Annotated in this window: 16 protein-coding genes and 1 pseudogene; 7 read left to right on the top strand and 10 right to left on the bottom strand. The window is 66.7% G+C overall.

Going from position 1 to position 19,586, the window contains the following annotated elements; all coding sequences use genetic code 11:
- The first annotated feature begins 139 nt into the window (after positions 1-139).
- Positions 140-1,315, top strand: coding sequence for an L-rhamnonate dehydratase (locus AC1DK4_RS24765; protein WP_441615346.1), 1,176 nt, complete (start codon positions 140-142; stop codon positions 1,313-1,315).
- 49 nt (positions 1,316-1,364) lie between these two features.
- Here the strand turns inward: AC1DK4_RS24765 and AC1DK4_RS24760 are convergent, their stop codons facing one another.
- Entirely contained in the window at positions 1,365-2,411 is a 1,047-nt protein-coding gene (locus tag AC1DK4_RS24760) for a GntR family transcriptional regulator (RefSeq protein WP_441615344.1), read from the bottom strand.
- A 315-nt stretch (positions 2,412-2,726) separates the two neighbouring features.
- Here AC1DK4_RS24760 and AC1DK4_RS24755 point away from each other — a divergent pair, with 315 nt between their 5' ends.
- The 5 genes from AC1DK4_RS24755 to AC1DK4_RS24735 all read left to right on the top strand — a co-directional run bounded on the left by AC1DK4_RS24755 (position 2,727) and on the right by AC1DK4_RS24735 (position 7,360).
- A complete protein-coding gene (locus AC1DK4_RS24755; RefSeq protein ID WP_441615343.1) occupies positions 2,727-3,410 on the top strand; it encodes an amino acid ABC transporter permease in 684 nt (227 codons plus the stop codon).
- Between the two features lie 63 nt (positions 3,411-3,473).
- Complete coding sequence (locus AC1DK4_RS24750) at positions 3,474-4,118, top strand: amino acid ABC transporter permease (protein WP_441615341.1); 645 nt, start codon at positions 3,474-3,476, stop codon at positions 4,116-4,118.
- Between the two features lie 34 nt (positions 4,119-4,152).
- The gene (locus AC1DK4_RS24745) at positions 4,153-4,881 is read left to right on the top strand and encodes an amino acid ABC transporter ATP-binding protein (RefSeq protein WP_441615340.1); all 729 of its coding nucleotides are present in this window, start codon (positions 4,153-4,155) and stop codon (positions 4,879-4,881) included.
- 53 nt (positions 4,882-4,934) lie between these two features.
- Positions 4,935-5,732, top strand: coding sequence for a transporter substrate-binding domain-containing protein (locus AC1DK4_RS24740; RefSeq protein WP_441615338.1), 798 nt, complete (start codon positions 4,935-4,937; stop codon positions 5,730-5,732).
- Between the two features lie 59 nt (positions 5,733-5,791).
- Positions 5,792-7,360: a UxaA family hydrolase gene (locus AC1DK4_RS24735; protein WP_441615336.1), complete on the top strand. Its 1,569-nt coding sequence runs from the start codon at positions 5,792-5,794 to the stop codon at positions 7,358-7,360.
- Between the two features lie 143 nt (positions 7,361-7,503).
- Here the strand turns inward: AC1DK4_RS24735 and AC1DK4_RS24730 are convergent, their stop codons facing one another.
- The 7 genes from AC1DK4_RS24730 to AC1DK4_RS24700 form a co-directional block, all read right to left on the bottom strand.
- A complete protein-coding gene (locus AC1DK4_RS24730; protein WP_441650008.1) occupies positions 7,504-9,087 on the bottom strand; it encodes an acyl-CoA synthetase in 1,584 nt (527 codons plus the stop codon).
- Between the two features lie 72 nt (positions 9,088-9,159).
- A complete protein-coding gene (locus AC1DK4_RS24725) occupies positions 9,160-9,945 on the bottom strand; it encodes an enoyl-CoA hydratase/isomerase family protein (protein WP_441615332.1) in 786 nt (261 codons plus the stop codon).
- 26 nt (positions 9,946-9,971) lie between these two features.
- Positions 9,972-11,963, bottom strand: coding sequence for an acetyl/propionyl/methylcrotonyl-CoA carboxylase subunit alpha (locus tag AC1DK4_RS24720; protein ID WP_441615330.1), 1,992 nt, complete (start codon positions 11,961-11,963; stop codon positions 9,972-9,974).
- A gap of 47 nt (positions 11,964-12,010) precedes the next feature.
- On the bottom strand, positions 12,011-13,165 hold the full coding sequence (locus tag AC1DK4_RS24715; RefSeq protein WP_441615329.1) for an acyl-CoA dehydrogenase family protein: 1,155 nt from the start codon (positions 13,163-13,165) through the stop codon (positions 12,011-12,013).
- A gap of 53 nt (positions 13,166-13,218) precedes the next feature.
- Complete coding sequence (locus AC1DK4_RS24710; protein ID WP_441615327.1) at positions 13,219-14,835, bottom strand: acyl-CoA carboxylase subunit beta; 1,617 nt, start codon at positions 14,833-14,835, stop codon at positions 13,219-13,221.
- Positions 14,836-14,952: 117 nt separating this feature from the next.
- Positions 14,953-15,855 carry a phosphatidylglycerol lysyltransferase domain-containing protein gene (locus AC1DK4_RS24705; RefSeq protein ID WP_441615325.1) on the bottom strand — a complete coding sequence of 301 codons (903 nt, stop codon included), beginning with the start codon at positions 15,853-15,855 and terminating at the stop codon, positions 14,953-14,955.
- Positions 15,852-16,664 (bottom strand): TIGR03084 family metal-binding protein, encoded by an 813-nt coding sequence (locus tag AC1DK4_RS24700; protein ID WP_441615323.1) that lies wholly within the window; start codon positions 16,662-16,664, stop codon positions 15,852-15,854. Before AC1DK4_RS24700 ends, AC1DK4_RS24705 begins: the two co-directional genes overlap by 4 nt.
- Positions 16,665-16,933: 269 nt before the next feature.
- Here AC1DK4_RS24700 and AC1DK4_RS24695 point away from each other — a divergent pair, with 269 nt between their 5' ends.
- Entirely contained in the window at positions 16,934-18,517 is a 1,584-nt protein-coding gene (locus AC1DK4_RS24695) for a fatty acid--CoA ligase (RefSeq protein ID WP_441615322.1), read from the top strand.
- Positions 18,518-18,668: 151 nt separating this feature from the next.
- On the opposite strand, the pseudogene AC1DK4_RS24690 reads toward AC1DK4_RS24695, so the two are convergent.
- Positions 18,669-18,776 (bottom strand): annotated as a pseudogene (locus AC1DK4_RS24690) (IS5/IS1182 family transposase); the annotation flags it as partial.
- 42 nt (positions 18,777-18,818) lie between these two features.
- The gene (locus tag AC1DK4_RS24685; RefSeq protein WP_441615320.1) at positions 18,819-19,427 is read right to left on the bottom strand and encodes an NUDIX hydrolase; all 609 of its coding nucleotides are present in this window, start codon (positions 19,425-19,427) and stop codon (positions 18,819-18,821) included.
- Between the last annotated feature and the right edge of the window lie 159 nt (positions 19,428-19,586).

Genomic DNA, 19,586 nt, shown 5'->3' with positions numbered 1-19,586 from the left:
TCGATCCGGCCGGGGATGCGTGCGCGTGTACCTGTCAGGAGCGGACCCCGCGCATCCGGATCCGCGGCCGGAGCCTGAACCTGAAGCCTGAACCTGAACCTGAACCCGAACCCATCAGCACCAAAGAAGGAGCCACATCATGAAGATCACCAATGTCCGCGCCCGCGTCTTCGAATGGAAGGGCAAGACCGTGCCGCCGCAGGCGCACTTCTGCACCAATGCCACCGACATCCTGTTCGAGCGCGGCGATGCGATGGGCTCGTTCCGCTTCCACGGCTGGCTGGTGGTGGAGGTGGAGACCGATACCGGACTGGTTGGCATCGGCAACTGCGCACTCGCGCCGCGCGTGGCCAAGCAGATCGTGGACCAGTACCTGGCGCCCATCGTGATTGGCCAGGATCCGTTCGACAACGAATACCTGTGGCAGAAGATGTACCGGCGCACGCACGCGTGGGGCCGCAAGGGTATCGGCATGGCGGCGATCTCGGCGGTGGACATCGCGCTGTGGGACCTGATGGGCAAGGCGGTCGGCAAGCCTGTGTTCAAGCTGCTGGGCGGGCGCACCAAGGAAGCCATCTGGTGCTACGCCTCCAAGCTCTACAACAACGATGACCGCGACGCCTTCCTCGGCGAGGCGCAGCGCTACCTGGACCAGGGCTTCACGGCCATGAAGATGCGCTTCGGCTACGGCCCCAAGGATGGCGCCGCCGGCATGCAGAAGAACCTGGAGCAAGTGCGCCTGCTGCGCGAACTGGTGGGCGACAAGGTTGACATCATGCTGGAGTGCTACATGGGCTGGACGCTCGAGTACGCGCGCCGCATGCTGCCGCGCCTGGCCGAGTTCAACCCGCGCTGGCTGGAGGAGCCGGTCATCGCCGACGACATCGAAGGCTACGCCGAGCTGAAGAAAATGAGCCCCTTCCCCATCTCCGGCGGCGAGCACGAGTTCACCTCGTACGGCTTCAAGGACCTGCTGGAACGCCGCGCGGTGGACGTGATCCAGTACGACACCAACCGCGTGGGCGGCATCACGGCGGCACAGAAAATCAACGCCATGGCCGAGGCGTGGTCGGTGCCGGTCATCCCGCATGCCGGGCAGATGCACAACTACCACCTGACCATGGCCTCGACCGCTTCGCCGATGGCGGAATTCTTCCCGGTGCACGACGTGGAAGTCGGCAACGAGCTGTTCTACTACATCTTCAAGGGCGAACCCGCTCCCGACAGGGGCTACCTGCAGCTCGACGACAACCTGCCGGGCCTGGGGCTGACGCTCAACGAGGCCGGCTTCGGCGAGTTCGAGATCATCGGGTAAGGCTCCGCCGCCACTCAGCAGATAGCGTGAGGCACGGCCGCTTGCTGCCTCACGCGATATACGAGACCTTGGGCAGCGGGAAGGTCTCCCGTACCAGTGCCGCGCGCCGGGTCACCTTGTCGCAGGACAGTTCCAGGTGCTCGCGCAACAGATCGGCCGCTTTCTGCGGCGCGCCGTCGGCAGCGGCCTGCAGCACGGCGATGTGCTCGGACATGAACGGGTCGGCGTCCGGCATCGGCATGGCTACGCCCAGCACGTGCTTGCTCAGCGTGAGAATGCAGCGCGTGCGCTGTAGGCTGCTCAGCAGTTCCTTGTTGGGGCACTGGGACAGTAGCTGCACGTGCAGGTCGTGCTCGAGCTTGTCCATGGCGGTGCGGTTGACCTGCGGGTAGACGCGCTGCACCTTGTTCAGCTCCGCGATCATGGCCTGGATCTCGGCATTGTCGGCATGCCCGATGGCCCCGCGCAGCGCGGCGGGCTCCACCAGCGAGCGCAGTTCGTAGAGATCGTGGATGCGCTGCGCGTCCAGCGGGGTGATGACCCAGCGCAGGCGTTCGTCCTTTTCCAGGATGCCCAGGCTTTCCAGGCGCAGCAGCACGTCGCGCACCACGGTCCGGCCGACGTTGAAATGGCGGGCCAGCTCCACTTCGTTGACGCGGTAGCGGCCAAACACCGAGAGGTGCACCAGGTCGCGCTCCACCTCGTCGTAGATCAGTTCCCAGCCCAGCGTCTTGCGCGCGACATCGGGCGCGCTCTCCACGCCCAGCATCGCCGGGTCCAGGGCGATGCGCCGGGGTGCCGTGCCGGCGGGCCCGGCCACGAAGCCGCGGCCTTCGAAACGACTGACCAGCCCGTCGGCCTCCAGCTCGCGCAGCGCCTGGCGCACCGGCGAGCGCGTGGAGCGCAGTATCTCCGCGAGGTGTCCTTCGAGCAACACGGTGCCTTGCGCCAGCGTCCCCTCCACGATGGCCTTGCGCAGCAGTTCGACCATGACGGCATAGATCGGCGCATGCCTAAACCCGTCCTCGGTGTCCTGCGTGGGCGCGAAGGGGGCGGCGCGTTTGTCTTGGCGCGTTGCCGTCGATGGACTCGGCACGTTGTCTCCGGTTCTGTAGCTGGTATGGATGGTTCGGCGCGCTCATGTCCGCAAGAACACCTGCATGAGCACCTGCAAGAACACCTGCATGAGCACTGCCTGTGCGCCAGGCATAAGTATCGGCTATCTGGCTGGCGCCCAGTATCAGGCTGCACACGGAGAGATGATACACGGGTAAGCCCGAATATTGACCATTGCCGGCAATCGTCATATATTGGGACCCATGCCGGATCGCCAACGCGGATCCGAACCCGCAAAGAACGAGAGACAGGGCGCCGGGCAAACCGGCGTCACCAACAAAAGAGCGCATCCCCGATGGACTACCAGTTCGATTTCAGCTTCCTGTCCGCCAACTGGCGCGACCTGCTCGACGGGGTCTGGCTGACCTTGCGCATGTCGGTCGCCACCATCGTGTTCGGCTTTGTGCTGGGGACGGCGCTGGCGGTGGTGCGCACCGAGGGCCCGGCCTGGGCGCGCCGCTGCGTGACGGCCTATGTGGATGTGATTCGCAATACGCCGCTGGTGATCCAGGCCTTCTGGCTGTTCTTCGGGCTGGCGGCGGTGCATGTGCGCGTGCCGGCCATGGTGGCGGCGGTCCTGGCGCTGGTGGTCAATGTGTCGGCCTACACCACGGAGATCGTGCGCGCGGGGATCGAGTCGGTACCGCGCGGGCAGCTGGAGGCGGCCTCGTGCCTGGGGCTATCGCGCTGGCAGATGATGCGCCTGGTGGTACTGCCGCAGGCGGTGGAGCGCATGTACCCGGCGCTGATCAGCCAGTTCGTGCTGATGATGCTGGCTACCTCGATCATGTCGCAGATCTCGGCCGAAGAGCTCACCGCGGCGGGCTATCGCATCCAGTCGGAGACCTTCCGCGGCTTCGAGATCTACATCGTCATCGCGGTGGTGTACCTGGCGCTGTCGTGGCTGCTGCGGCTGTCGATGGCCGGCGTGGGCGCCGTGGCCTTCACGCGCCGCCGGCGCCTGAAGACACCGCTCTGATCCTCCCCTTCCCCCTTCCCTCTTCCTTCTTCCCCTTCTACTTTCGACGCGGAGCCAAGCATCATGTCCAGCCTTTCCCTGGATCAAGTCTTGTTCATCCTGCGCGGCGCGGGCTGGACCTTGCTGCTGTCCGCCATGGGCTTTTTCGGTGGCGCGCTGGTCGGCCTGCCGCTGGCTCTCGCGCGCAGCCGCGGCGGGCGCGTGCTGCGCACCGTGACGGGTGCCTTCGTGCAGCTCGTGCAGGGCGTGCCGCTGCCGGTGATCATGTTCGTGGTGTACTTCGGCATCAGCGTGGGCGGCTTTGACCTGCCCGCGCTGGTGGCCGCCGGCATCGCCATGACGGCATATTCCAGCGCCTACCTGGCCGAGATCTGGAAGGGCTGCATCCAGGCCGTGCCACGCACCCAGTGGGAAGCCGCCGAGTGCCTGGCGCTCACGCCGCTGCAACGCGTGGTGTACGTGATCCTGCCGCAGGCCGCGCGCATCGCGGTGGCACCGACGGTGGGCTTCCTGGTGCAGATCGTGAAGAACTCTTCGTACGCGGTGGTGATCGGCTTCTTCGACCTGACCTACTCGGCACGGGTGGTGAACAACTCCACCTTCGAGCCCTTCGTGGTGTTCTCGATCGCGGCCGCCCTCTACTTCGCCATCTGCTATCCGCTGTCGTCGCTGTCGTACCGGCTGGAGCGCCGCTTCAAGCGGGTGTGAGCCTGCGAGGACCAAAGAAATCATGGAGACAAGCATGGAAGATATCGTCCGCTTCGACAAGGTGAGCAAATCCTTCGGGCAGGTGGAGATCCTCAAGGGCGTAAGTTTCTCGGTGCGCGCCGGGGAGGTGGTGGCGCTGATCGGCCGCAGCGGTTCGGGCAAGAGCACTGCCCTGCGCTGCATCAACGGGCTGGAGCGCGTGAGCGGTGGCGCGCTGCATGTATGCGGGCACGCCATGCACGACGGCGATGTGCCGCTGGGCGAGCTGCGCAAGGAAGTCGGCATCGTCTTCCAGAGCTACAACCTGTTCCCGCATCTCACCGTGGAAGAGAACGTCATGCTGGCGCCGCGCAAGGTCAAGGGCGTGGGCAAGAAAGAAGCGCGCGAACTGGCCATGCACGTGCTCAAGCAAGTGGGCATGGAAGAGCGCGCCAGCTACTACCCGGAGCAACTGTCCGGCGGACAGCAGCAGCGCGTGGCGATTGCCCGTTCGCTGGCGATGCAGCCGCGCCTGATGCTGTTCGACGAAGTCACCTCGGCGCTGGACCCTGAACTCACCGGCGAGGTGCTCAAGGTGATCGAGCGCCTGGCGCAAGACGGCATGACCATGGTGCTGGTCACGCACGAGATGGCCTTCGCACGGTCGGTGGCAGACCAGATCATGTTCATGCACCAGGGCATCGTCTGGGAAGGCGGCAGCGGCAAGCTGCTGGACCAGCCCGCCACGCCGGAACTCAAGCAGTTTGTCGGCAACGGCCTCTGATTCCCGCTTCGCAGAGCCCGAGCCTTTCAACGAAAACCACACGGAGACACCCCATGCACATCAACCGCCGCCTTCTCGGCTCGTTCGCCGCCCTGCTGCTCGCGGGCGCATCGGCCAGCGCCTGGTCCGATACGCTCGACACCATCAAGCAACGCAAGAAGATCCTGGTTGCCGTGGATATCGGCGCCCCGCCCTACGGCATGCTCGACAGCCAGGCCAAGCAAAGCGGCTCGGACGTGGACACGGCCCGCCTGCTGGCCAAGGACCTCGGCGTGGAACTGGAGATCGTGCCCGTGACCGGCCCCAACCGCGTGCCCTACCTGCTGACCAAGAAGGCCGACGTGGTGCTGGCCTCGTTCTCGGTAACGGACGAGCGCAAGAAGGTCATCGACTTCTCCGAACCCTACGGCGTGGTGCCGGTGGTGGTGGGCGGCCCGGCGCAAGCCAAGCTGAAATCGTTCCCCGAGCTGTCCGGCAAGACCATCGCGGTCACGCGCGGCACCACGGCCGACCAGGAACTGACCCGCGGCGCCAAGGAAATCAGCGGCGTGAACATCGTGCGCTACGAAGACGACGCCACCACCAACACCGCGGTATCCACCGGCCAGCAGGACTACCTTGCCGCGGCCATCAGCGTGATTCCGGTGGTCAAGAAGAGCAACCCCACGCGCGACCTGGAAATCAAGTTCGTGATGAAGGCCTATCCGTATGCCATCGGCGTGCGCAAGGGCGACACCGCGCTCAAGGGCTGGCTCGACACCTGGGTCAAGACCAACCTGAAGAACGGCAAGATCAACACGATCTACAAGCAGTATTTCGGCATCGCGCTGCCTGAAGAGATGCTCAAGTAAGAGACGCAACCACGGCGCAGGTCACCCTGGCGCGCAATCCAACCGCGAGTAGCCATTCCATGAGCACAGACACCCTTGCAGCAGCCCCCGCCGAAGTTCCGCGCACGTCGCGCACCATCCGGCTGCATGCCGATGACGATGTCGTCATCGCGCGTGACCAGATGGTCGCCGGCACCACGGTCGCGGAAGAAGGCGTGACCGTGATCGGCCTGATCCCGCCCGGCCACAAGATCGCCACGCGCGCCATCGCGAGCGGCGAGGCCGTGCGCCGCTACGGCCAGATCATCGGCTTTGCGAGCCAGGACATCCGCGCCGGCCAGCACGTGCACACGCATAACCTGGCGATGGGCGATTTCACGCGGGACTATGCCTACAGCGCCGAGGCCCGCACGGTGCAGGCCGAAGCGGTTCCCGCCACCTTCGACGGCATCGTGCGCGCCGACGGCAGCGTGGCCACGCGCAACTACATCGGCATCCTGACCTCGGTGAATTGCTCGGCCACCGTGGCACGCGCCATCGCGGATCGCTTCCGGCGCGATATCCATGCGGAGGCGCTGGCGGACTATCCCAATGTGGATGGCGTGGTCGCGCTCACGCATGGCGTGGGCTGCGCCGTGGATCCGCAGGGCGAAGGGCTGGCGGTATTGCAGCGCACGCTCGGCGGCTATGCCTGCCACCCGAACTTTGCCAGCGTACTGGTGATCGGCCTGGGCTGCGAGACCAACCAGATCTCCGCGCTGCTGGCCACGCAGGGACTCACCCACAGCGCGCGCCTGCAGACCTTCACCATCCAGGACACCGGCGGCACCACCAAGACCATTGCCCACGGGATCGAACTGATCAAGGCGATGCTGCCCGCGGCCAATGCCGTGGAACGCCAGCCGGTACCCGCGAGCCATCTGGTGGTGGGGCTGCAGTGCGGCGGCTCGGATGGCTACTCCGGCATCTCGGCCAATCCGGTGCTGGGCGCGGCGGTGGACCTGCTGGTGCGTCACGGCGGCACCGCCATCCTGTCGGAGACGCCGGAGATCTATGGCGCCGAGCACCTGTTGACGCGGCGCGCGCAAACGCCGGAGATCGGCCAGAAGCTGGTGGCGCGCATCCGCTGGTGGGAAGCCTATTGCGAGCGCCACGGCGCCAGCATGGACAACAACCCTTCCGCCGGCAACAAGGCGGGCGGCCTGACCACCGTGCTGGAAAAGTCGCTGGGCGGCATCGCCAAGGGCGGCTCCACCAATCTCGCCGAAGTGTACGAGTACGCGCAACCGGTGCGGGCACGCGGGCTGGTCTTCATGGACACGCCCGGCTACGACCCCATCTCCGCCACCGGGCAGGTGGCCGGCGGCGCCAACCTGATCTGCTTCACCACCGGCCGCGGCTCGGCCTACGGCTGCGCGCCCTCGCCGTCGGTGAAGCTCGCCACCAACACCGCCCTGTGGCAACGCCAGTCCGACGACATGGACCTCAACTGCGGCGCGGTACTGGACGGCAGCGCCACCATTGCCGGGCTGGGCGCGGAGCTGTTCCGGCTGATGCTGGATACCGCTTCGGGCAAACGCTCGCGCAGCGAGCTGCATGGGTACGGGCAGAACGAGTTCGTACCCTGGCAGCTGGGTGCGATTACCTGAGGGGCGACCCCCGGGGCGATCACCTGAGCCGGGCCAGCGCGCCACCGGGCACCGACCCCCGGCTCGGCGCCACTCCAGCACCAGCGCCACCTCGAACGCCCCGCCGGGATGCTTCCACGGCGCCGAACGGCGCCTTGTTCTGGCTAGGCAGTCTGCCCTGAGTCCTGGCCGGCGCCCTGCTCCCGCAGCCGCATCTTGAGCACCTTGCCGGTTGGATTGCGCGGCAACGCCCCCACCACGCGCAGTTCACGCGGCAGCTTGTACCGCGCCAGCCGGGGTTCGGCAAAGTCTTGTAGCGCTTCGAGCGTCAGGCTGAGCCCGGGCTTGAGCGCCACCACGGCCACCACATGCTCGCCCCAGCGCGGGTCGGGCGCGCCGATCACAGCGACTTCGGCGATGGCCGGGTGTTCGTACAGCACGCTTTCCACTTCGGCCGGGTAGACATTCTCGCCGCCGCTGATGACCATGTCCTTGAGGCGGTCGCAGATGTAGTAGAAGCCTTCCTCATCTGCGTAGCCGATGTCGCCGGTGCGGAACCAGCCGCCGTCGTAGAAGGCGCCGGCGGTGGCGTCGGGGCGGTTCCAGTAGCCTTTCATGATGTTGCCGCCGCGCGCGCAGACTTCGCCGCGCTGGTGAGGCTGCGTGACGGACCTGCCGTCGAAGTCGCGGATGCAGACTTCGGTGAGGATGGCCGGGGTGCCGCACGAGCCCAGCTTGTCGCGCGCGCGCTCGGGCGCGAGAAAGGTGGTGGCGGCAGCGGTCTCGGTCAGGCCGTAGCCCTGGTTGACGGGGATGCCGCGCGCGGAGAACAGGCGCAGCAGGGGCTCGGGCATGGGGGCGCCGCCTACCGAAATACTGCGCAGGCTGGAGAGATCGGCCCGCTCGAAGTCCGGGTGCTGGCTGACGAACAGCAGCATGGCAGGCACCGCGAAGCTGAGCGTCACGCGGTGCTCGGCCACGGCCTGCATCACGCTGCCGGGGTCGAAGCTGCGTTGCAGGACCAGGTGGCCGCCGGCCATCAGGATCGGCAAGGTCACGCAGCACATGCCGCCGACATGGAACAACGGGGCGAAGTTGAGCGCGACATCGGTGCTGGCGATGTCGCTCATCATCATGACGTTGAGGTTGTTGGACCAGAAGTTGCCGTGCGTGAGCATGGCGCCCTTGGGGTGGCCGGTGGTGCCGGATGTGTACATGATGGCGGCCACGTCGTCCGGGTGGGTGGCGGCCAGCGGGGGCGCCGCGGCGGCCCGCGCCATGAGGGCGTCCAGCCCTTCCCAGCCGGGTGCCGGGCCGCGCCGCAGGTAGCGCTGGCATTCCAGCCTGGGGCGGATTTCGTCGATCAGGCCGGCATAATCTTCGTCGGCGAACAGGGTGTGGACACCGGCATCGTTGAGGATGAAGGCCAGTTCCGGCCCGGTGAGCCGGAAATTGAGCGGCACGAAGATGGCGCCGAGCCAGCCGCAGGCGAACTGCGTGACCAGGAACAGCGGATCGTTCAGCCCCAGGTAGCCCACGCGCTGGCCCGGGCGCACGCCGCCGGCGGCCAGTACGGCGGCCATCTGCCCGGCCTTGATCACCAGCTCGCCATAGCTCCAGGTCTGGCCGGCGCCGGTGAGCGCGGGCCGCTGCGGCCCGCGGGCGGCGCGGCGGCACAGCCATTGGGCCATGCCCAGGGCCAGCAGGCCGGCGCTGTCGCCGGCCGCCGAGGATGGTTTTACCGACATGGCTTGTCCCGCTACGGCGTTTCCCATACGCGATTCCCCTGTCTCACAAGTTGCCGGCTGGCGCCGGTGTCATCATTTGCCCGTCCAGACCGGCTTGCGCTTCTCGTTGAAGGCAGCCAGCCCCTCGCGCGCGTCTTCGGTCATCGCCAGCAGCGCGATCTGGCTTTCGGTGTAGGCAATGCCTTCGCTAAAGCTCATCGACGCCATGGCCTGCATGGCGTACTTGCCGCGCCGGATGGCGGTGGGCGACTTGTCTGCCACGCGCGCCACCAGCCAGTCGGTGCGGGCGTCCAGCTCGGCGGACGCGGCGAGATGGTTGACCAGGCCGGCAGCCTTGGCCTCGGCGGCGGTGAACGGCTCGCCGCTGATACACCATTCGCGCACCAGGCGCGGCGGCGCCAGTGCCTGGAGCAGGCTGAGCACCTGCATGGGAAACACGCCGACCTTGACTTCGGGCAGGCCGAACAGCGCGTTGTCGGCCGCCACCGCCATGTCGGTCATGCACAGCAGGCCGATGCCGCCGGCCATGCAGGTGCCATTGATGCGGGCGATGCTGGGCAGCGTGGCTTGCTGGGCTTCGCGCAACATGTCGGCGTAGTCCAGGTTGGGTTGCGACAGGTCGAATGCAAAGCCCTTGCCGGGCTGCAGGTCGGCGCCGGCGCAGAAGGCCTTGTCGCCGGCGCCGGTCAGCACGATGGCGCGCACCGACGGGTCGGCATGCGCGGCGCGGTAGCCGGCGCGGATGCCGGCGATCACGTCCTTGTTGAGGGCGTTGCGCTTGTCGGGGCGGTTGATGGTGATCCAGAAGGCGGCGCCGCGTTTCTCGTGGACGACGGCCGGGTTGTCTGCTTCGCTCATGTAAGGGTTCCTGGTGATGGCGGCGTTCAGGCGGCCCGGGCCTGGACCTGGGCCTCGAACTCGATTTCGGCAATCACGCGCATGGCGGCGGCCTGGTCGCCTATCTGCACGTGCACGGCGCCGACGCGGCCGGCGGCCGGGGCGACGTGGATGTGCTCCATCTTCATGGCTTCCAGCGTGACCATGGGCTGGCCGGCTTCGACGCGGTCGCCGGTGGCCACCATGACATTGACCACGCGGCCGTTCATGGAAGCACGCAGCTTGCCGTCGCCGGCGGCATCGCCGGCACGTTCGGCCGCGGCGCGGGTGTGGTCTTCCACCCGCAGCGGCTGGCCCTGGTACTGCAGCAGCAAGGTGTTGCCGTCGCGGTGGCAGACCGCGCTTTCTACCAGGCCGTCGCAACTGAAACGCACGGTGTGCTCGCCGAGGGCGATGGTTTCGAAGGCAAAGCGGGCTTGGCCCAAGGCGACTTCGAAGCGGTTGCCGCCCCGGAACGCCAGGCTGGCCTGGTACTCCGTGCCTGCCACGCGGTAGCGCAGGCCGATGGGCAGCGCCGGGGCCAGGCTGGCCGACGGCACACCGCTTGCGCGGCCGGGCGCGGTCTCGTACAGCAGCAGCGCCGCCAGCGCGGCTGCCCGCTCGTTCTGCGCGGCATCGGGGCGCAGCAGCGCATCCTGGTGCTGGCCGATAAAGGCGGTGGTGGCCTGGCCGGCGGCAAACGCCGGATGCGCCAGGCAGCGGCCCAGGAAGGCCTGGTTGGTGGTGACGCCCAGCGCCACCAGGTCTTCCAGCCCGCGCGCCAGCCGGCGGCGGGCTTCTTCGCGGTCCGCGCCGTGGCTGACCAGCTTGGCGATCATGGAGTCGTAGTACGGTGGAATGGCCGCGCCGCCGCACAGCGCATGCTCCACGCGCAGCGCGGGCGGGGGCTGCCACAGCGCCACGGTGCCGCTCTGGGGCATGAAGCCCTGCTGCGCGTCTTCGGCACACAGCCGTACCTCGATGGCGTGGCCGGTGAAACGCACGTCTTGCTGCGCCAGCGGCAGCGGCTCGCCGGCGGCGATGCGCAGTTGCAGCGCCACCAGGTCCAGCCCGGTGATGGCTTCCGTGACCGGATGCTCCACCTGCAGCCGCGTGTTCATCTCCATGAAGTAGTAGTTGCCATCGCGGTCGAGCAGGAATTCCAGCGTGCCGGCGCCTTCGTAGCCGATGGCCTTGACGGCGGCCACGGCGGTGGCGCCCATGCGCGCGCGCAGCTCCGGGCTCACGGCGGGCGACGGGGCCTCTTCGATCAGTTTCTGGTGGCGGCGCTGCACGGAGCAATCGCGCTCGCCCAGGTGGATGGCGTTGCCGTAGCGGTCGGCCAGGACCTGGATCTCGATATGGCGCGGTTCGATCACGGCGCGCTCGAGGATGACCTCGGGGTCGCCGAAGGCGCCTTGCGCTTCCGAGCGGGCGCTGCGCAGCAGCTCGGGGAAGGACCTGGCATCCGGCACCAGCCGCATGCCCCGCCCGCCGCCGCCGGCGGTGGCCTTGATCATGACGGGGAAGCCGATGCGCCCGGCTTCGGCGCACAGCCGCGCCTCGTCCTGGTCTTCGCCCTGGTAGCCGGGAATGCATGGCACGTCCGCCGCCATCATCAGCCGCTTGGCGCCGGCCTTGTTTCCCATGGCCACGATGGATTCGGCCGACGGGCCGATAAAGACCAGCCCGGCCTCGCGGCAGGCGCGCGCGAAGGCGGCGTTCTCGGCCAGGAAGCCGTAGCCGGGGTGCACGGCGTCGGCGCCGGTGCGTCGCGCGGCGTCGATGATGGCTTCGATGCGCAGGTAGGATTGCGCCGGCGCGGCCTCGCCGATGTGCACGGCCTGGTCGGCCTCGGCCACGTGGCGGGCGCCGGCGTCGGCGCTGGAGTAGACCGCCACCGTGCGGTAGCCGAGCGCGGCCGCGCTGCGCATCACGCGCAAGGCGATCTCGCCGCGGTTGGCGATCAGGATCTTGTGGAATGGCGTGGACTGCTTCATGTTGCCCCGGTGTGGAGGTTGTTCTGTTCGGTCTGCCCTGCCAGCGATCACTTCCCTTGCGGGAAGGTGCCCATGAACTTGCACAGGATCTGCAGCATGACTTCGTCCGCGCCGCCGCCGATGGAGGTCAGCCGCCCGTCCCGGAAAATCCGCGAGACCGGGCTTTCCAGCACATAGCCCATGCCGCCCCAGAACTGCAGGCTGCGGTCGGATACCTCGCGCACCAGACGGCCGGCCTTGAGCTTGGCCATGGTGGCCAGGCGCGTGGCATCCTCGCCGCGCACCATCATTGCCACGGCGCGCCAGCACAGCGCGTGCAATGCTTCCACCTCGGTCTGCAGCTCGGCCAGCGTGTAGTGCACCCACTGGTTGTCGAGGATCGAGCGGCCGAAGGCCTTGCGCTCGCGGGTGTATTCGATGGTGAGGTTGATGGCCTTCTGGCACACGCCGCAGGTGTTCAGCGCGCCCCAAAGGCGCTCCACCTGGAACTGCTCCATCTGGTAGGTGAAGCCCATGCCTTCCTCGCCGATGCGCCAGCGCTGCGGCACGCGCACGTCGTCGAAGTAGAGCTGCGCGGTGTCGGAGGAGTCCATGCCGATCTTGCGGATCTTCTTGGCCACCGACACGCCGCGCGTCTTCATGGGCACCACGATGAGGGTCTTGTTGCGGTGGGGCGCGCCTTCCGAGGTGTTGGCCAGCACGCAGCAGAAGTCTGCCTGGGTGCCGTTGGTGGTCCACATCTTGCCGCCGTTGATGATGTAGTCGCCGCCGTCGCGGCGGGCGGTGGTCTTGATGGAGGCCACGTCGGAGCCGCTGCCGACCTCGGACACGCCCAGGCAGGCCACGTACTCGCCGCTGATGGCGGGCGCGAGGAATTCGCGCCGCAGTTCCTCGTTGCCGTGGTGGGCCAGCGCGGGGGTGGCCATGTCGGTCTGCACGCCGATGGCCATCGGCACGCCGCCGCAGTTGATGTCGGCCAGGGTCTCGGCCAGCACGGCGCTGTAGGAATAGTCCAGGCCGGCACCGCCGTCGGCTTCCGGCTTGGACAAGCCGAGCAGGCCCAGCGCGCCCATCTTGCGGAAGACTTCATGCGCAGGGAAAGTCTCGGCCTCTTCCCAGGCGTCCACGTGCGGGTTGACCTGCTCGGCGATAAAGCGCTTGATGGTGGCGCGCAGCGCCTCGTGTTCGGGAGTCAGTTGCATATCGCTGGTCTCGCTGGTGTCGGTTGTTCCGGATTGATCTGCTGGCGCGCGGCTCAGGGGCGCGCCACGGCAAACTGCATCGGCTGCGGCGTGCGGGCGTCGCCCTCGCGGCAGATGGCCAGCACGTTGGCCAGCACGGCGCGCGTATTGCGTGGGTCGATCACGCCGTCGTCCAGCACGTGGGCGCTGGTGACGAACACGCTCATCTGGCGGTCGAAGCGTTCGACGATGCCTTTTTGCAGCGCTTCGAGCTGTGCTGTGTCTATCTCCCCGCCTTTGCGCTTCATGGCGGCCTCGGTGACGATGGCCATGGTGCGCGCGGCTTGCTCGCCGCCCATCACGGCGGTCTTGGCGTTGGGCCAGGAGAAACAGAAGCGCGGGTGGAAGCCGCGCCCGCACATGCCGTAGTTGCCGGCGCCGAAGGACGCACCGCAGTAGATGGTGATCTGCGGCACGGTGGCGTTGCTGACCGCCTGGATCATCTTGGAGCCGTGCTTGATGATGCCGTCTTCCTCGTAGCTGCGGCCCACAATGAAGCCGGTGGTGTTGTTCAGGTAGAGGATGGGCGTGCGCGACTGGCAGCAGGCCTGGATGAAGTGGGTCGCCTTGGTGGCGCCGGCCGGGTCGATGGGGCCGTTGTTGGTGATGATGCCGAGCGGCCAGCCCTCGATCCGCACGTGGCCGCACACGGTGGCGCCACCATAGTTCTCGCCGAACTCGAGGAAGTCGGAGTCATCGGCAATGCGCGCGATGACCTCTTTCATGTCCACGGGCCGCTTGTGGTCCATCGGCATCAGGCCCAGCAGTTCCTCGGCGTCGTAGCGCGGCGGCTTGAAGGCGCGCGCGGCGCTCTGTCCGTGCTGCCAGTCGATCTTGCCGAGGATCTCGCGGGCGATGCGCAGCGCGTCGCGGTCGTCCTCGGCCAGGTAGTCGCCCAGGCCGGACACGGTGGTGTGCATGACCGCGCCGCCCAGTTCTTCCTCGGTGGCCACCTCGCCGGTGGCCGCCATCAGCAACGGCGGGCCGGCCAGGAAGGCGCGCGAGCGGCCGCGCACCATGATGATGTAGTCCGACAGGCCGGTCTGGTAGGCGCCGCCCGCCGTGGACGAGCCGTGCGTCACAGTGACCACCGGCAGCCCGGCCGCGGACAGGCGCGCCAGGTTGCGGAACAGGTTGCCGCCGCGGATGAAGTCTTCGACCTTGTAGGTCATCAGGTTGGCACCGGCGCTTTCCACCAGTTGCACGTAGGGCAGCTTGTTTTCCAGCGCGATTTCCTGCACGCGCAGTTGCTTGTCCAGCCCCTTGGGCTGCAAGGCGCCGGCGTTGATGCCCGAGTCCGAAGCGCTGATCACGCAGCGGATGCCCGAGACAAAGCCGATGCCGGCGATCAGCCCGCCGCCCGGCACGCTCTTGTCGAGGTCCGGATTATCCAGGCCGAGACCGGCCAGCGAGCATAGTTCGATGAACGGCGCGCCCGGGTCGAGCAGCAGCGCCAGCCGCTCGCGCGGCAGCAGCTGGCCGCGCTTCTCGAAGCGCTCGCGCGAAGCGGCGGAGGTGTCGGCGGCACGGCGCTCGAAGGCACGGATGCGTTCCAGCAGCGCCAGCATGCCGCTGCGGTTGGCCTGGAATGCTTCGCTGCCGCCTGAAATTCTGGATTCGATATGGGCCATGGACTTGTGAAATTGACTGTCCGGGGCTGGTGCGCGCCGGCTTGAAACCATGGTAGGGGCGGCGCTGGCCGGGGTCTTGCGAGAACTGGCTGTGCTGAGCGCGCCGCGGGCGCGTGCTCAGTCCGCCCGCAATGTGACCCGGCACTTGGGCAGCAAGGCGCCGGGCGCGTAGGACAGCTTGGTCTGGCGGAAGTTGTCCAGCCCCATGTCCTGCTCGAAGTTCAGCCACGCCACCGGCCGCGCGAAGGCCGCGCAGAAGTGGTGGAACATGTACTGGTAGATGCCCTTGTAAGCACCGAGCCCCTTGGCGAAGCGCATGGCGAACACGGCCGGACGGATTTCCTGCGCCAGCACGAAGCCGACCGGCAGGCCATCCACTTCGTAGAGGAAACCTTCCAGCCCGAGCACGCCGGCATGGCGCAGGGCTTCCAGGCATGGCGTGTCGTCGGCCTCGCCTTCGGCCTTGTGCCTGGCCTGCATCCAGCGCCGGTGGACGGACATGGCCTGCTCGGCCAGCCCCGCGTGATACGGGCGCGCGGTGACCGCGTGCGCGGCCAGCAACTGCTTCATCAGGTTGCGCTTCTTGGCCAGCGTGGTGCCGCGGTAGGCGGTGAAATTCGCTGCCGGGTAGAGATAGTCGGCGTCGGCGCGCTCGTCCGTCCAGCGGAACACGGCCGGATCGAGCCGTGCCACCTGCGCCGTGGATAGCGGATAGAAGCAATCGTGCCCGCGCAGCAGCGCGCGCAGCACGGCGTGCGGTGTGCCTTCGAGCGCAAACAGCGGCAGGACATGACGCACGCCGTCATAGGTCACGCCGCTGATATGCGGGTAGTCGCCCGCCACGAAGCGGTAGTCGTGCGCCTGCCGGAACAGGTAGAGATTGGCGAAGGCATGCTCGGACAGGCAGGTCTCGCCGGGATCGACGCTGAGCGCGCGCAGGGCCGCGTCGATGCCGGCGCCCTGCCCGATGGCCAGCGGCGCCCCGGCCGGCGTGGCCAGCGCTACGGCGGGGCCGTTCACCCGGCCTGCGCCGCGCGCACCACGCGCGTGCCGGCGGCCGGGCCGTTGGCCGGCGGGCCGGCGAAGCACTGGGCCTGGGCCAGCCACATCTGCGCCGGGCCGGGGCTGTAGGCCAGCGTGGTGTCGTCCAGGTGGCGCCGCTGCGTGACCAGCAGGCAGAAATCCTCGGCGCTGCCGCGCACGAAGTTGTCCGGCTGCGGCTCGTTCCAGGTCCAGGTGGCGCCGTCCGGCGAGGTCAGCGCGACGTAAGGCGCCGGCCCCGGCACCGGCTCGCCACGGTTGACGAAGGTCCAGCCGTAGGTGGTGGCGCCGATATGCGCGATATGGCGCAACCGCCCGCTGGGCTGGCGTATGCGGCCCACGGTATCCCACACATCCTGTCCGTGGGCCCAGGTTTCCATCAGCCGCGCCGTGGCGAAGCTGCGCGCGCTCATCGGCGGGCCGTACCAGGGCAGGCGCGCCTTGGGGTCGAGGGCGGCCAGCGTGCCGACCAGCTGTTCGTAGACCGGTTGCCAATACGCCAGCAGCGCCGGGCCGTCCAGGTGACCGTACTGCTCGCGCGCCACCGCGCTGATATGGCCACCGGCGGCCATCAGGGCATTGAGCACTTCGGCGCCGCGCAGGAAGGCTGCTGGGTCGGTGGCGGACTGCAGCGCGGTCTGGTCGAAATAGCACAGGTGGGCGATCTCGTCCCAGGCGCTCCAGCCGTAGAAGGCGCCGGGCTGGCGCCACTGCGCCGGGGTCAGGGTGGCGGCCAGGGCATGCAGCTCGCGGTATTCGGCGAGCAGGTCCTCGCAGGTGTCTTTCATGGGCAGGTCTGGTCTGGTTGGGGTCGGTCGCGTGTGGGCTGCGCAGGCTGCGCGGAGGCGGCAATCGCTTCGATTCTGTGCCCCCGGCGCGCCGGCAGTCTTGCGCTAAGTGGTCGCGGCGGCGGTGGCGCTTTACCCCGCCCGCCGCATATATGCACAAGCTAATTCATTATTTCCCAAAATACAGCCCCGCACTTATATTCGAAGGTTTTCGCCGGCCGGCGCCGAGCCGCCGCGGCCTCTCCCATCTTCGCCGTCGGAGCATTGCCTTGAGTCACGTCCTTACGCTGGGCGACACCCTTTCCTGGCCCGCGCGCTACCTGCCGCGCAAGACCGCGCTGATCGCCGGCACGGGCGACAGCCGCCGCGCCTGGACCTATGCGGAACTGGACGCCGAGGTCAACCGCCACGCCCACGCGCTGCTGTCCATCGGCATCGGCCACGGCGACGTGGTGGCGGCCTTCCTCTACAACACGCCGGCCTTCGTCTTCACCATGCTGGCGGCGGCCCGGGTGGGCGCGATCTTCAATCCCGTCAACTACCGGCTGGCGGCGCAGGAACTGGCCTTCATCCTGGAAGATGGCAAGGCGCGTGCCCTGCTGTTCGAGGCCGAAGGCGCGGCCGTGGCGCAGAAGGCGGCCGAACTGACGCCGGGCACCGCGCACTGGATCTATGCGGACCCCGATGCCGCGCCGGCCTTCGCCACGCACCGGCTGGACTCGCTGGCCGCCGCGCAGCCGGCCCATGCGCCGGGCATCGCGGTGGACGAGAACGATCCCTGCATCCTGATGTACACCAGCGGCACCACGGGCCGCCCCAAGGGCGTGCTGCACACCCACCGCAGCAAGCTGGCGCACAACGCGATGATGCACCAGGTGATGACGCTCTCACGCGAGGACGTAGGCTTGTCGGTCGCGCCGCTCAACCACACGGCCGAGCTGCACACCAGCTTCCTGCCGCGCCTGCACCTGGGCGCCACGCAGGTGCTGCTGCGGCGCTTCGACGCCGGCGAAGCGTGGGAGCTGGTGGAGCGGGAAAAGGTCACGCACTTCTTCGCCGCGCCGACCATGATCACCATGATGCTGCACCACCCCGACATCGGCACCCGCGATGTGTCCTCGCTGCGGCTGGTCGAGTACGGCGGCGCATCGATGGCGCCCCACCTGATCCGCGAATGGGACCGCACTGTGGGCGCCGGGCTGGTGCAGGTCTACGGCACCACCGAGATGGGGCCGTGCATGTCGGTGCTCTACCCGCATGAACAGCTCAGCCACGCCGGCTCGGCCGGCCTGCCGTCGCTCAACCACGACCTGGTGGTGGCGGCCCTGCGCGACGACGGCGCGCCCACCGATCCGTCCCAGCCGTGCGCACCCGGCGAAGTCGGCGAGATCCTGGTGCGCGGCCCCTGCATGATGGCCGGCTACCTGAACCGCCCCGACGCCAACGCGCGCGCCCTCGCCCACGGCTGGTACCACACCGGCGACCTGGGCAGCCTGGACGAAGACGGCTACCTGTGGGTGCGCGACCGGATCGACTACATGATCAACTCGGGCGCCGAGAACGTGTATCCGCGCGAAGTCGAGGATGCGCTGATCGAGCACCCCGCCGTGCTGGAAGTCGCCGTGATCGGCGAGCCCGACGAGACCTGGGGCCACATTGTCACGGCCCACGTGGTGGCCAAGCCGGGCGCCGAACTCAGCGCCGGCGTGCTTGACGACTTCCTGGTGCACGGCGACCGCCTGGCCGCCTACAAGCGTCCGCGCCGCTACTACCTGGTGGAGGCGCTGCCCAAGACGACGAGCGGCAAGATTCAGAAGCACTTGTTGCGCAAAGAGAGGTCGGCGTCACAATGACAGGCGCGACGACACCACGGAAACTGTTTCCATGACAGGATCCGACAGAAACCAAACCACGACTGCTGTCGGCCACAAACTCATCGCCTAGCGAAAATCGGAAAGGGAGACCCGATTTATCGATCGTTTTTGGCGCTTGCGATAAGAAGGCCTAACAAAATGACTTCCTGAGGTGACGCCAACAAATGATACAACAGGCGATTTTCAGGAAGGCTTCGTGAATGGTGGCGAGGCGCTCGGAGCGCACCCTCAATCTCTTCCCCTCCAGAAGTTCGTGCGCAAAAAATTAAGAATATTTAAATTAAAAAATATTTAGTGCATTACCCATTGATATACCTGAAAAATACACATTTGATTCTTCATTTTTTTGAACAAAAAAAATGCCCCTCAGAATCGAGGCTACATCGTAACCGGACAACATCAAAGACCCGTCCAATACCGCTCGGAATAAATCAATAAGGTCCATTTCAAACAGTTCTATGTCCGGCTCAAAAATTGAGGCGGATGTTGCCATGGCGTCATCGACAATTGCAACGAAGCTATATCCCACATTAGTGTGAGTGGACGGATTAACGATCATTTTTCCGGTTGAAAGTGGTGGCGCCAAGGGAAAGAGGCCAGTCTCCTCTCGTAACTCCCGGACTGCCGCGGCATCCGGGGTTTCGCCCTTGTCAATTAGTCCACCTGGAAGTCCGATCAAGACATCCCCATACCCGTGTCGATATTCACGAATGAGCAATACTCGCCCTTTCTTTGTGAGTGGCATAATATTTACCCAGTCTGCGCCACTTATTACATAGTACGGGTCAATTATCGATCCATCATGACGCTGACATCGATGTTGCGATAGATGCAACCACTGATCTCTAACCAACTCTTTTTTTTCAAGAATGCGCCACTTATTTATCATCCTTACCTCCGATTAAGTTATTAATTAAATCGCCATAAAGCCCCATCATTCCAGCAAATTTAATTCCGTAAATTCTGGCGTTACAATATTTTTAACCCACCCATCGATCTGGTTTTTTGAATTACGAATTTCTCAACCCGTAATTTTTCTACTGCTTTT

It is taken from the genome of Cupriavidus sp. 05N38 (assembly GCF_056397345.1).
Note: the sequence above shows the minus strand (reverse complement) of the source record. Positions and strands in the feature narration are given on the sequence as shown.

Excerpts from the sequence above, each read along its gene's own strand:
- AC1DK4_RS24765 (WP_441615346.1), top strand. The coding sequence starts at position 140 with ATGAAGATCACCAATGTCCGCGCCCGCGTCTTCGAATGGAAGGGCAAG.
- AC1DK4_RS24755 (WP_441615343.1), top strand. The coding sequence starts at position 2,727 with ATGGACTACCAGTTCGATTTCAGCTTCCTGTCCGCCAACTGGCGCGAC.
- AC1DK4_RS24750 (WP_441615341.1), top strand. The coding sequence starts at position 3,474 with ATGTCCAGCCTTTCCCTGGATCAAGTCTTGTTCATCCTGCGCGGCGCG.
- AC1DK4_RS24745 (WP_441615340.1), top strand. The coding sequence starts at position 4,153 with ATGGAAGATATCGTCCGCTTCGACAAGGTGAGCAAATCCTTCGGGCAG.
- AC1DK4_RS24740 (WP_441615338.1), top strand. The coding sequence starts at position 4,935 with ATGCACATCAACCGCCGCCTTCTCGGCTCGTTCGCCGCCCTGCTGCTC.
- AC1DK4_RS24735 (WP_441615336.1), top strand. The coding sequence starts at position 5,792 with ATGAGCACAGACACCCTTGCAGCAGCCCCCGCCGAAGTTCCGCGCACG.
- AC1DK4_RS24730 (WP_441650008.1), bottom strand. The coding sequence starts at position 9,087 with ATGTCGGTAAAACCATCCTCGGCGGCCGGCGACAGCGCCGGCCTGCTG.
- AC1DK4_RS24725 (WP_441615332.1), bottom strand. The coding sequence starts at position 9,945 with ATGAGCGAAGCAGACAACCCGGCCGTCGTCCACGAGAAACGCGGCGCC.
- AC1DK4_RS24720 (WP_441615330.1), bottom strand. The coding sequence starts at position 11,963 with ATGAAGCAGTCCACGCCATTCCACAAGATCCTGATCGCCAACCGCGGC.
- AC1DK4_RS24715 (WP_441615329.1), bottom strand. The coding sequence starts at position 13,165 with ATGCAACTGACTCCCGAACACGAGGCGCTGCGCGCCACCATCAAGCGC.
- AC1DK4_RS24710 (WP_441615327.1), bottom strand. The coding sequence starts at position 14,835 with ATGGCCCATATCGAATCCAGAATTTCAGGCGGCAGCGAAGCATTCCAG.
- AC1DK4_RS24700 (WP_441615323.1), bottom strand. The coding sequence starts at position 16,664 with ATGAAAGACACCTGCGAGGACCTGCTCGCCGAATACCGCGAGCTGCAT.
- AC1DK4_RS24685 (WP_441615320.1), bottom strand. The coding sequence starts at position 19,427 with ATGATAAATAAGTGGCGCATTCTTGAAAAAAAAGAGTTGGTTAGAGAT.